12 protein-coding genes are annotated in these 12,605 nt (G+C 50.2%); 6 read left to right on the top strand and 6 right to left on the bottom strand.

The window, feature by feature from the left end:
- From H6A34_RS03905 to trmB, 5 genes are all read left to right on the top strand, one after another.
- Positions 1-906 (top strand): S8 family serine peptidase (locus H6A34_RS03905; RefSeq protein WP_205103590.1); only part of this gene is annotated, 906 nt, incomplete at its 5' end.
- A 104-nt stretch (positions 907-1,010) separates the two neighbouring features.
- The gene (gene xseA, locus H6A34_RS03910) at positions 1,011-2,315 is read left to right on the top strand and encodes an exodeoxyribonuclease VII large subunit (RefSeq protein WP_205103591.1); all 1,305 of its coding nucleotides are present in this window, start codon (positions 1,011-1,013) and stop codon (positions 2,313-2,315) included.
- A gap of 77 nt (positions 2,316-2,392) precedes the next feature.
- Positions 2,393-2,584: an exodeoxyribonuclease VII small subunit gene (xseB, locus tag H6A34_RS03915; protein ID WP_205103593.1), complete on the top strand. Its 192-nt coding sequence runs from the start codon at positions 2,393-2,395 to the stop codon at positions 2,582-2,584.
- 159 nt (positions 2,585-2,743) lie between these two features.
- Complete coding sequence (locus tag H6A34_RS03920; RefSeq protein ID WP_021948185.1) at positions 2,744-3,766, top strand: branched-chain amino acid aminotransferase; 1,023 nt, start codon at positions 2,744-2,746, stop codon at positions 3,764-3,766.
- 127 nt (positions 3,767-3,893) lie between these two features.
- Entirely contained in the window at positions 3,894-4,664 is a 771-nt protein-coding gene (gene trmB, locus H6A34_RS03925) for a tRNA (guanosine(46)-N7)-methyltransferase TrmB (protein ID WP_205103594.1), read from the top strand.
- Positions 4,665-5,394: 730 nt separating this feature from the next.
- On the opposite strand, the gene H6A34_RS03930 is transcribed toward trmB, so the two are convergent.
- The 6 genes from H6A34_RS03930 to H6A34_RS03955 form a co-directional block, all read right to left on the bottom strand.
- Positions 5,395-5,754 carry a CGGC domain-containing protein gene (locus tag H6A34_RS03930; RefSeq protein ID WP_021948183.1) on the bottom strand — a complete coding sequence of 120 codons (360 nt, stop codon included), beginning with the start codon at positions 5,752-5,754 and terminating at the stop codon, positions 5,395-5,397.
- A gap of 26 nt (positions 5,755-5,780) precedes the next feature.
- Positions 5,781-6,998 (bottom strand): ABC transporter permease, encoded by a 1,218-nt coding sequence (locus H6A34_RS03935; RefSeq protein ID WP_205103596.1) that lies wholly within the window; start codon positions 6,996-6,998, stop codon positions 5,781-5,783.
- A 66-nt stretch (positions 6,999-7,064) separates the two neighbouring features.
- Positions 7,065-8,228, bottom strand: coding sequence for an ABC transporter permease (locus tag H6A34_RS03940; protein ID WP_205103597.1), 1,164 nt, complete (start codon positions 8,226-8,228; stop codon positions 7,065-7,067).
- Position 8,229: 1 nt separating this feature from the next.
- Positions 8,230-9,216, bottom strand: a complete 987-nt coding sequence (locus H6A34_RS03945; protein WP_205103598.1) for an HlyD family secretion protein — start codon at positions 9,214-9,216, stop codon at positions 8,230-8,232.
- A gap of 112 nt (positions 9,217-9,328) precedes the next feature.
- Entirely contained in the window at positions 9,329-10,822 is a 1,494-nt protein-coding gene (locus H6A34_RS03950) for a TolC family protein (protein ID WP_205103599.1), read from the bottom strand.
- 157 nt (positions 10,823-10,979) lie between these two features.
- Complete coding sequence (locus H6A34_RS03955) at positions 10,980-11,852, bottom strand: hypothetical protein (RefSeq protein WP_021948178.1); 873 nt, start codon at positions 11,850-11,852, stop codon at positions 10,980-10,982.
- 479 nt (positions 11,853-12,331) lie between these two features.
- Between H6A34_RS03955 and H6A34_RS03960 the strand changes: the two genes are divergently transcribed.
- The gene (locus H6A34_RS03960) at positions 12,332-12,547 is read left to right on the top strand and encodes a DUF4492 domain-containing protein (RefSeq protein WP_239480747.1); all 216 of its coding nucleotides are present in this window, start codon (positions 12,332-12,334) and stop codon (positions 12,545-12,547) included.
- The last annotated feature ends 58 nt before the right edge of the window (positions 12,548-12,605 follow it).

Below are 12,605 nucleotides of genomic sequence, written 5' to 3' on the forward strand. Positions count from 1 at the left end.
CAGGTCGAGATGATAGGCGGGGTGAAGATGCATGACCATGGATTCCGTGGACGAGGCATGACCGTAGCCGTGCTCGACGGCGGCTTCATGAACGCCGACCTCATACCCAGTCTTAAGAATGCCGATGTCGCGGGGTGGCGTGATTTTGTCGTTCCGGCATCGAGCACGGTGTTCAAGGAGATGGACCATGGCACAAAGGTGCTCTCGACTATGGCCGTCGACGTGCCTTATACCTTCGTCGGCACGTCGCCGGAAGCTACGTTCTGGCTGCTAAGATGCGAGGATAATCTTACCGAAAGCCTTGCCGAGGAGGATTTTTGGGCCGCCGCCGCGGAGTTTGCCGACAGCGTAGGGGTGGACATAATAAGCAGTTCGCTCGGATTCCATGCTTTCGACAATCCAGACGACAACTATGATTACCGCCAGCTCGACGGCCATACTGCGCTAATATCGCGTACGGCCTCAATGCTGGCCGGCAAGGGAATTGTGCTTGTTAACAGCGCCGGCAACGACGGCATGGCTGCCTGGAAGAAAATCAACGTGCCGGCTGACGCCACGGATATAATAACCGTTGGCGCAGTGACTCCCGAACGCCGCAATGCCGCTTTCAGCAGTGTAGGCCCGACGGCCGACGGCAGGGTAAAGCCCGACGTAATGGCTTTGGGCAGTCCTACGTCGGTAATAACCGGCCGGGGCACTATAATAAAGGATGTCGGCACGTCATTCTCGACACCTCTCGTAGCGGGCATGGTGGCATGTCTGTGGCAGGCTCTGCCTGGCAAGACGGCCAAGGACATTATCCGTCTTGTGCTCGACAGTTGTGACAACACTGCCGCGCCGGACAATATTTACGGTTACGGAGTGCCCGATTTCTGGCGGGCATACGAAAGGGGAATGAAAAATTAAGAATTAAGGGTTAAGAATTAAGAAAAATACTCTTGTGGATTATCACGTCAGACATGTTTTCTTAATTCTTAACCCTTAATTCTTAACTCTTAATTCTAAGGATTATGGCAGCATTGACATTATACGAGCTAAATTCGATGGTACGTGACGTCGTGGAATTGGGCATGCCTGGTTCATATTGGGTCGAGGCAGAATTGTCCGAAGTCCGTGAGCGTAGCGGACATTGCTACATGGAGCTGGTCCAGAAAGACCTGACGGGCAACTCTACCGTGGCGCGCGCCTCGGCCCGTTGCTGGCGGTCGACGTGGGCTTCTGTGCGCCCGGGCTTCGAACAGGTTACGGGCGAGCATTTCCGTGCAGGGCTGAAGGTGCTGTTGCAGGTGCATGCGCAGTTTCATGAGAATTTCGGCTTTTCGTGGATTGTGACGGATATTGACCCTGCATACACCCTCGGCGATATGGCGCGCCGACGTCAGGAGATAATCCGTATATTGAAGGAAGAAGGTGTGTTCGACCTTAACAAGGAGCTGTGTTTATCTTTGTTTGCCTCGCGTATCGCTGTTGTCTCAAGCGAATCGGCGGCGGGTTACGGTGACTTCTGCAACCAGTTGGACACTAACGCCTACGGATTCGCGTTCAGTGTAAGGTTGTTCCCTGCCGTCATGCAGGGCGAGCGAACGGAAGGCAGCATAATATCGGCTCTTGACGCAATCAACAGTGAAGCCGATGATTTTGATTGTGTAGTGATAATCCGTGGCGGAGGTGCCGTCAGCGACTTGTCCGCATTCGACTCGCTTGCCCTTGCCGAGAACGTTGCCAACTTTCCATTGCCGGTTATTACAGGAATAGGCCATGAGCGTGACGAGTCCGTGCTCGACATGGTTGCCAACAAGCGGGTCAAGACTCCTACGGCTGCCGCAGCGCTGCTGATCGAAAATCTGAAACATACTTACGACCGCATTGTCCAGGCGCAGGAGCGCATTTCCGTTTCAGTCAGTCGCCGTATGGACTACGAACGTGTACGGCTTGAACGTGTGTCGGGCCGTATTCCTGTGTTGTTCTCACTTGTCAAGACACGCCAGCAGGCGCGTATCGACTCGTTTTTTGCCAGGGTAGGCGCGGCTGCGGGACGAATCGTTGCGGAAGAAAGACTACGTCTTGACCGTCTTTCCGTGGCTTTGGCTCCTGCCGTAAGACAAAGACTCTCTGCCGAGAATCATCGCCTTGAGCTGCTTGGGCAGCGCATTTCAGCGGTTGACCCCGCTATCCTGTTGCGCCGTGGATATTCTATTACTCTGCATAACGGCCGTGCCGTGTATTCGCCAGGCCAGCTTTCCGACGGCGACGTGATAGAGACACGCCTTGCGGAAGGCAATGTAAGGTCGGTGGTAAGAAATAAGGATAATTAGTATAAATTATCCGGATAATGCAGATAAGTCCAACCCCAAAACCCTATAACCTCATAACCCCAAAACCTCAAAAAACAATGAAAGAACTGAAATATGAAGAAGCTCTCAAGCAACTTGAGGACATTGTCGCTAAGATGGAGAACGACGAGCTTGACATAGACACTCTGGGCCAGCAGCTAAAGACCGCCCAGAAACTGGTTAAGCTCTGCAAGGACAAGCTGACCAAGACCGACGAGGACATCAGAAAAATACTTGACGCCAACCAGTGACGCCAGGTGAGCATACGGCAGAGGGTAAAATAATCGGCTAAAAATTGTTTGTTAATGATATTATTATTACTTTTGCATGGGCAAGACGACCGGTCCGTGTGTAGGCGGTTGTGCCTTGTTATGTTGTAATACAGCAATCTTAAATTAAAATATTAGCTTATGAAAAATCTGGATTGGGCAAAACTGCCATTCGGCTATGTTCCGACAGACTACAACGTCCGTTGCTATTACCGCGACGGCAAGTGGGGAGAAATAGAGGTGTGCTCAGACGAGTATATCAAGATGCACATGGCCGCGACATGCCTGCATTACGGTCAGGAAGCGTTCGAGGGCCTTAAGGCTTACCGTTGTCCCGACGGCAAGGTGCGTGTGTTCCGTATGGACGAGAACGCGGCGCGTCTGCAGAGTACTTGCCGCGGCATACTTATGCCGGAAGTGTCTACGGAGCTTTTCGAGGAGATGGTTACCAAGGTGGTGCGCCTCAACCAGGACTATATACCGACATACGAGAGCGGCGCCACGCTGTACATTCGCCCGCTGCTCGTAGGAATGTCGGCACAGGTTGGAGTGCATCCAGCTTCTGAATACCTGTTCATGATATTCGTCACTCCGGTAGGTCCGTACTTCAAGGGCGGCTTTGCTACCAATCCGTATGTCATCATCCGTGAGTACGACCGTTCGGCTCCGCTCGGCACGGGTATTTATAAGGTAGGCGGTAACTACGCTGCATCCCTTCGTGCCAACAAGATGGCGCATGATTTGGGATACGCATGCGAGTTCTATCTCGACGCGAAGGAGAAGAAATACATGGACGAGTGTGGCGCTGCCAACTTCTTCGGCATAAAGAACAACACTTACGTTACGCCTAAGTCAACCAGCATTCTGCCGAGCATTACAAACAAGAGCCTTATGCAGCTGGCTGAGGATATGGGCATGACCGTTGAGCGCCGCCAGATTCCGGAAGAGGAACTCGCTACTTTCGAGGAGGCCGGAGCATGTGGAACGGCAGCCGTGATAAGCCCGATTTCAAAGATAGACGACCTCGAAGGCCACAAGAGTTACGTGTTCAGCGAGGACGGCAAGCCCGGTCCTATCAGTACGAAGCTGTATAACAAGCTGCGCAACATCCAGTACGGTATTGAGCCGGATGTACACGGATGGACAAAGGTGGTCATTGAATAATTAAGAATTAAGAGTTAAGAATTAAGAAAAATAGCTTTGTTGGATAATGGCAATGCATATTTTCTTAATTCTTAACTCTTAATTCTTAATTAAATTTTTGCTTTTAATTCTAAACTCTTAATTTAAAATGTCCAAGGGAAAGTTAGCCAAGTTTGCCGACATGGAGCGTTATGAGAACGTTTTTCAATATCCGTTCTCCGTTGTAGAACAGGTGCCGTTCGAGATGAAGGGCCGTTGGCGCGAGATGTATTTCCATAATGACAATCCGATTGTGCTTGAGTTAGGGTGCGGCAAGGGCGAATACGCCGTGGGGCTCGCGCGCATGTTTCCCGACGTCAATTTCATAGGCGTGGACATCAAGGGTGCCCGCATGTGGACAGGAGCCACGCAGGCACTTGCCGAAGGACTGAAGAATGTCGCGTTTCTTCGCACCAACATCGAGATTATCGACCGCTTTTTCGGTGAGGGAGAAGTGCAGGAGATATGGCTCACGTTCAGCGACCCGCAGATGAAGAACGTGCGCAAGCGCCTTACCGGTACGGCCTTCATGGAGCGTTACCGTCGTTTCCTGGTTGACGGCGGCATTATACACGTCAAGACAGACAGCAATTTTCTCTTTACTTACACGACATACATGGTGGAGCATAACCACTTGCCGTTGCTCTTCCGCACTGAAGACCTCTACCATGCTATTGACATCGACGACGACACGCGCCGCATACTTTCCATCCGTACATATTACGAGAGCCAGTGGATAGAGCGCGGCAAGGACATACGTTACATGAAGTTCCGCCTTCCCCACGGGGGGCCGTTGGAGGAGTCAGGAAGGGAGATACCCGTTGACGATTACCGCAGTTACCGTAGGCAGGGGCGTAGCGGGGTGGAAATGCGTAAATAATTTCGTATTTTATCTTTCATCTTTCATCCTTTTTGTGTATCATGCTGATAATGAGTATGTTATACAACGGATACATCACCCGTCTCTGTCAGCCATCTGTCAGCCATCTTTCACCGTCCGCTTCAAAAGATGTTGGATGACATGCAGTGAAAGATGGCTGACAGATGGCTGACAGAGACGGGAATGTCATTTGTTATGTAAAATGTTGATTGTCAATATGTTATCCTTTAAGAGCTGAAAGATGAAAGATTAAAACGCAAAATTAATTAAATGAGTGTCCGCAAATACCCCAATTACCGTTAATCAGGCAAACCCATACAATGCATTTGTCTTTAACTCCTTTAACTACTAATAAATATAATCTTTGTGGACATTCATTTTATTAATAAGTTGTGCCTTGCCTGTTAAATTGGCCTATGCCTTCGGCTTATACACTAAATGCCCTCTTTTGTATTGCGAAATACGGCCTTTTGCATCGCTGAACGTGGCCTTTTGCAACGCAAAACGGGTTAATCCGCCAATCAGTTGGATGACATATAAAAGTCAATCCCGGCCTCTTCGACGCCCTTATTAATTTATAGAACATCATTTGCGTTTTACTTTTATAAACATCCGCAAGCAGTCATACTGTCGTTAATCGTGCATAAGCAGACAATGCATTTGTCTTTAAATCCTTAAAGAGCAAAGCGAACGGTAACTACTTTAACTCCTTTAACTACTAAAGACAAGGCTATTTACCGTCAGGTTTGTCGCCCGGGGCGTAATGGGTGAAGTCAAGCAGCCGTATGCCCGGTACGTGTGTTTCGACCAGGGCTTTCATTTTTGCTCCAAACGGGCAAGGATAACCTATAGGAGTTCCCTTGCGTATGCATGACGCGAAGGCTATCGTGTCGGCACCTCGTGCGGCAAGCATTTTTGCGCGTAGTACGGCTTTCTTGCCCGGGCAGCCGCCGCAGTTGGTAAAGCCTACTATTTCAATGCCTTCGTCAATGTTTTCAAAGCTGCCTCCATGTTCCCTTATGGCCTTGAAACAGCCTGCGCCGGGGCAGTAGTCCTCGGTCTGCATGCATCTGATAATTCCTAATTTCATAATGTTTTTTATCTTATCGTGTTATGTCATGCCTTGGCGCGGCGTCTGTACAGTATGCATGTAGTGGTAAAATATACCACTGCCTGTATCCATAGCGTGATGTATTCGGGCTTGATGTCGGCCAACAGCGCTCCCATGGTGTTCATCCTTACGAAACCGCGTATGCCGAACGTAGACGGGAACAGGTAGGAGAACCACTGCCAGAAGTCGGGTATGGCGCTCTGGGGCCATGACACACCGGAGATGAACAGTAGCGGTACTGACGTGAATACTACAAGAAGGATGACGTTCTCGCGGTAGCGTATAAAGCATGCGACGGTCATCGAGAAGAATATGCACGCCAAGAGGTACGGCAGCATGAAGCATAATGTTGTGACGGGCTTCAGTAGCGAGGTGAAGCCGAACATCTGCGGTACGGCGAGAATGATATACGCGCCCATTATGGTGTATATCATGAAATAGCACAATGCCCGTCCTATGATGTCGGTTATTGTCGAGGCGGCAGGCTGCAGTGAGGTATTGTTGTCCGTGCCGGCCGTTGCGGCATTTCCCTCTGGACGTGCCGTAGTGGTATGCAGCGCATTTATGCCGGGCATTCTTGACATGCGTTCTCTCCTTGTTCCGCCGATGAGGCCAATGCCGAGGAGCAGTGTCTGCTGGATGATGAGCATTAACACGCCCGGTATGATGAAGTTACCGTAGCCTCCGGTGGTGTTGAACGACTGCACCTCTTCATAGTCGAGAGGCTTTGTAGTGATTTCGTCTTCACGATTGGTCCAGTTGCCCGCCCGCTCAATCTGTATTTTCGAGTTTATGTCTCCCGCAACGGCCGTTGCCGTCTGGAATATCGCTTTGTAGTATAACATGAAGCTCATGTCGCAGAAAACGCTGACGCGGCTCTGCTCCATCCGCATTATGTTGGTTTGGAAGTCGGTGGGGAAGTATATCACGCCGAATGCATCCTGTCGCCCGATGGCGTCTTTTGCCTCGTCAAGGCTGTTGCAGTAGCATGCTATCCTCGTGTCTGGTGAGGCGTCGAACTTACGTATGAAGTCGCGGCTCATGTCGCTGTGCGACAGGTCGACAACGGCCACCGGCACCTCACGCACTACTTCGTTGGTGTAAATCCATGAATAAAGCAAAGGATAAAGCATGGGCACGAGGATGAAGAAGATAATAACCCCCTCGTCTTTCCAGATGGTTTTCAGTTCATCTACAAATGCTTTACTTAATCCACGATTCATAATCTGCAATTCAAGTGTTCCTGATATTCCTGCATAAACCTTTCCCGTATTATCCCCGCTTGCGGCTTATGGGATATATTGGTATGTCTGCAACGCCTTCTTGATACGTCCCGTTACGAGCAGAGGCAATGCCGCGAAAGCCATAAGCGCGACCATGTACGGCCATGAGAACTCAAGGGAATAGCCGTTGAAGATGTTAAGTTGGTATATCATGTAATAATGCCTCAAAGGGAAAAGCAGGGCAATGGCTTTTATCTCGGAGTCCATAGCCGATAACGGGAATGCCGTGCCCGACAATGAATAGCTGAGAACCGCCCATAAGCAGCATATACTCATCGACATGCGTAATGACGGAACAACGCCGAAGACGAAAATCCCGAATCCCTGTGACGAGAGCACCGAGAGCACGCCGAGCAAAAGAATATAGCCGGGGCCGCCGGGGTGTGGAAAGTGGAGTACGCCGAAAACGTAGAACATGTAAGCGTACATTATTATTAGGAAGATAATGGTCTGCGGAAGCATTTTGCCCATTAGGGCTACAAATATATTGCCTCCTGAGGTGTCAAGCCATTCTTTCGCGGAGTTGAATTTCAGTTCTGTGCCGATAGAGTAGGCCGTAACGATGAAAATGAACAGCATAATACATCCCGGGATAAGCATGGTGTTAAGGTAAACGCTGTAGTTCACCAAGGGATTGTTTACCGTGTGCAGGTCAACGATTACAGGTTGCAGGAAGCTCATTACCTGTTCTTCCGACAGCCCCTTGGCGCTGAGCAGCGTCGCCCCTACGCCCGCCGAGCCGAGCGTTGATATTGTCTTCAGGTCGCGGTATAGCAGCGCTCCTGCCGTATATGATGTCGAGCTGTAATAGAAAGAAATCTTCGGCTGTCTCATAGAGAGCAGCTTGTCCGTTGTTCCTTCGGGAATGTATATGAATGCGTAAATCTTGTTCCGCTGTATATCGCGGCGCGCGTCGGCCACGCTTGCGTAATGTTTTACAACCTTGGTAGCCTGGAACGCATCGAGCTTTCGTACCAGCGTGCGTGTAGTAGGGGTGTTGTCAAGGTCGACTACTCCCACCGGCATGTCGGTAGGTTGACCGCCCGACATCAGCGAGGTGAAGAATATCACGACAATGACGGGAAGCACCACCATGCAGAACAGATACATCCTGTTCTTGCGCATTATGCCGAATTCACGCCAGACTACTTGCTGCAAACGGGCAAACATATCATTCCTTTATTATAAGCGACATGCCCGGGCGCAGGCCTTCAAACTTGTCAATCGGGCGTGCCTTTACTTCAAATGTCTTAAGGTCATACTGGCCGTTAGTCTTGGTTGCCTTCCACACGGCGTAGCTTCCTTCGTCCTTGATATAGTAAACCTTCATCCTTATGTCCTTGTTGAACGCCGGGCAGTAAGCCGTGAACGTGTCTCCAATCTTTAGTCCCTTCAACTGGTCTTCACGTACATTGAATGTTCCCCATACATCGTTCATTATGGATATGCTCATTATTGGCGAACCGGCCCCAACCAGTTCTCCCATTTTAGGGTAAACGTCGCTTACCTCGCCTTCCATCTGGGCCGTTTGTACAGTTTCGTTGATGTACGAATTGACTTCCTGCACTGCTCCCTTAGCCCTTATTACTTGGGCGGCGGCAGCTTCACGCTCCTCTTTCCTGGCACCTGCCACAGCCATGTCATACTGGCTTTTGGCGGCTTTTGCCTGTGCCTCCATTGCTTTGTAGTTGGCGTATGCCTCGTCGCGCTTTTGCTCGCTCATTACGCCTTCGTCAAACAAGCGTTGTACACGGCCGTAGGATTTCTCCGCGATATCCAGTCCTGCCTTGGCTTGCTGCCATACCTCGAACGCCCCGCGTACCTGCTCCCGCCTTGCTCCGTTGTCAGCCATCGCGCTCAATGCTGCAGCGGCGCTTTCCGCTCCTTCTGCCTGAGTACGCTTAGCCTCTATGTCTGGAGCATCGAGTATGGCAAGCGTATCGCCCACCTTGACGTAATCGCCCTCCTGGACGCATAATTCGAGTATGCGTCCAGGCACCTTGCTGGACACTCTATATTCAGACACTTCGATCTCTCCCTGGATGACGTCCGGCGTTCGGCCGAAGGCGAGGAAGCCTATTGCTCCCACTATTATGACGGCGGCCGCAAAGCATGCCGTGGCGATTATTATATTCTTATGTTGTGATTTTTCTGTCATGTCTTTTTCTTTGTAAGATTGTTTTACTGTGTGCACGGGCTTTATTTCCGGTTTATATGCCGGTATTTGGCTGCCGACGCGTATTATTCTTGCCTTTTCCTGTTTTTATTTTTTACTGATATAGTTCCTCGCCGAGTACTTTTTTCAGGTTTGTCTGTGTAAGTTTTACGTCAATGTCGGCGTCGATTTTTTGTGAGCATGCCTGTAACCATGCTGTCTGCGCGGCCATAACGTCCGTAACGTCCATTACTCCTTCCTTGAATCCAAGGTTGGCGCACCTTAGATTCTCCTCCGCGCGCTCTACGTTCTTGCATGCCATGGCAAGCTTCTTGTTGGCTTCTGCTACCTTGAAAGAGCTTTGGTTTACCTGTAACTCTATTTTCTCGCGGGCTTCGTCCAGTTCAAGCATAGCTATGCTTGTTGCTGTCTTGCCTGCGCGTATCTTGTATGTGCCCTCAAACCAGTTCCATACGGGTATCCTTACCATTACGCCTATGTTCCATACTCCTGAGAACTTTCGCTCAAAACCGTTGTAGAGCGAGGGATTGGTTATGAGATATCCGCCTGTGAGAGCTACCTGCGGCAGGTAAGCGGCGCGTACCAGCTTGGTTGATTGTTTGCTTATATCGACGGCGTTTTGCAGCATTTTCAGTTCCGTGCGGTTCTCCATGGCGTCGTCGACAGATGCAACCGGTATGTCTGCCGCAGCCGATACCATGTCTTTGTTTTCATCCTCAAGGGCCACTTTGTCGCTTATCTGTAGTCCGCATAGCTGGCAGAGCAGCATTTTGGCCAGTGACAGTCCGTTGTCGACCTGGGTCAGTTGCATCTCCGCCTCGTTGACCTTTACGTCTACCCTTAGTCCGTCCGCCCTTGTGGCTACGCCTTCTTTTATCATCTTGCCCACATCGCCGCTTAGCTTTTTCACGAGGTTATAGTAGCTTGTGGCGAGTTTTTGCTTATGCTTCAGCGATACTACGGTCCAATAGGCGTTGTCCACATCGTAGATTATGTCTTGCTTTCTGCTGTGCAAACTGTTGGCGGCGAGTTCCTCGCTTATGTCCGCAATCTTGTTTGCCGCAATAATGCTTCCGCCCATATATATAGGTTGTGTCAGCATGATTGAGGCCGCGAAGAAGTTGCGCGTGTCGGTCTTGAATGCGTCGCGTATGGTTTTGCCCATATTGTTGCCGGCCTCTTCTATTCCGGGCATTATCCCTTGGGCTATGTTGCCGAGTGCCTCGGCCGTCTGCGAGGTTATGATTCCTTGTCCTGCCATTTCGGATATGACGTCAGACATGGTGCTGCCCAATTGTCCGGCAGCGTTGGTGCCGAGGCTTCCGAGCGCTCCTTTCTGCCTGTCGTTTAGTATGGATACCTCACGGCTTGTAAACTCGTATCCTCCGAGTACGTCTACGTGCGGCAGGTATTTCGTGCGTGCCGCCTTTCGTGCGTCGCGCGCCACGTCCTGCTTCAGTGCCGCTATGGCCAGCTGCTTGTTGTTGCGCAACGCCATGGCGCGGCAACTGTCAAGCGACAGTACCTGCTGTGCGTCGGCGCGTGATATGGCGCAGGCCAACATAATCAGTAACGGGACATGCTTCATTTTCTTGTATTTTTTATGACCGCAATGCTCAAACGGTAAAGGAGCAAGCATATATGGCGCGCTGTCCGTGTGGCTTGTGCGCTGGCGGGCAGCCTGTGCGCCCGTCACGACATATCGTGCTTACTCCTTTGCCTTCTTGCCGCTTGTTCGGTATTAATCAGTCGAACGTGAAGTTTCTTGAGCCTATCATGTTGCCGTCGGCGAATATGCTTACGTTGTAAGTGCCTTCGCCAAGAAATTCGTTCACGTTCCAGTAAGTTGTCACGGGGGTCTCGTTGCCGGTGTACTCTATGGCTTTCTTCATCGAGTATTGCAGGTTTCGGTTCTCGTATGGGAATGTTCCTCCGGCCGACAGTGCCTTGCCCGTAGGTGTGGTAATGCGCACATAAATCGTCTTTGTGCCGTTGGCGGCTGTAACGTTTTTGGCTATGTTGAAACTTACCTGTATTGTCTTACACCTTTTTAGCTTCTTGGTCGCCTTGCCGCGTTTGTTCTTCAGGGTCATGCTTATGCCCGTTGCGTCAAGCTGGGCGGCGATGGCCACTTTCTCCGACAGGGTCTGCTTGTCGGCGTTAAGTCCTTGTATTTGCCTCGTGGCCTCGGCGTACTGTCCTTTTACTCGGGTGTTTTCCGCCGTGAGGTTCTGGTTGAGGCGGTTGAGCGAGTCTATTTCGAGCACATAGCTGCGTATGACGGCGCGGCATGTTGCGAGTTCTTTTTTCAGTCGGGCTATCTCACGTGCGTCGGAAGCCTTGACGTTTTTCAGTTCCTCGAGCAGTTTTTCGGTCTTGAGCTGTTCCTGTGTAAGCTGTTCGATAATCGAGTCGTTGTTTATCTGGGTCTTCAGTTCGCTGTACTGGTCGGCGAACATCTGGTACTCGTTCTCCATTTCCTTCTTGTCGAGCTCGGCCAGTTCCTGCATGTCTTTGTTGGCCTGTTTCTGGTTGTTAAGGCTTATCGCAAGATATACAATGCCGCCGATTAGCAGCAGACCGACGATTACCGAGGGGATGATGAATTTCTTGTTCATATATTTTCCGGTTGTTGTTATGAGATGACTTTTAAATGTTTTGATTACAAAATTTATGCGATATGCAAAATTAACCTATTTATCTCAAATGTCACAAACTTTTGCCAAGTATAAATACATTAACTGGTAAAATTAGCAATTTTACCGAATTTTTGAACAATATTAAAAAGGTTTTCTTATATTTGTAACCGAGTATGGCGGCTTTAGTGCGCGTTTTGTGTGCGGATACGTTTGCCGTGTCGGTGCGTTTCGTCGCCGGTAGTGTTACGATATGTGCCTGACGGCAATGCGAAAGGCCGTGTTTCGGCCTGCAAGATGCCGCATATTGAAGGGTAAAAGACGGCCTTTCATATTGTAAGTGAATGGAGGCCGTACGCTGATAACCCGTGCGCGGAATAGCCGCCGGCTGACTGTACTGTAAGCAAAACGTGGCTGAATAGTTACGTTTTTTTGCCGCCGGCAGATAAATGGGACATGATATGATAAAGCGAATAATCAATTTCTATTACGAGGGATTCTCGAATATGAGGACAGGTAAGACCCTGTGGCTCGTTGTCATAGTCAAGCTTGTTGTTATCTTCCTTGTGTTAAAGCTGTTTTTCATGCCCGACATATTGCAGGAGAGGGCAGGAGAGGGCAACGAGCCCGACTACATTATGCAGCGCCTCGGCGACATAAGCGGCGATACGCACTGACATTGTTGCCGCCGCGTGGTCCGCTCCGCAGGGCTCGCTCCACTTTTAACATAACCGC

It is taken from the genome of Marseilla massiliensis (assembly GCF_016899855.1).
Taxonomy (GTDB): domain Bacteria; phylum Bacteroidota; class Bacteroidia; order Bacteroidales; family Bacteroidaceae; genus Prevotella.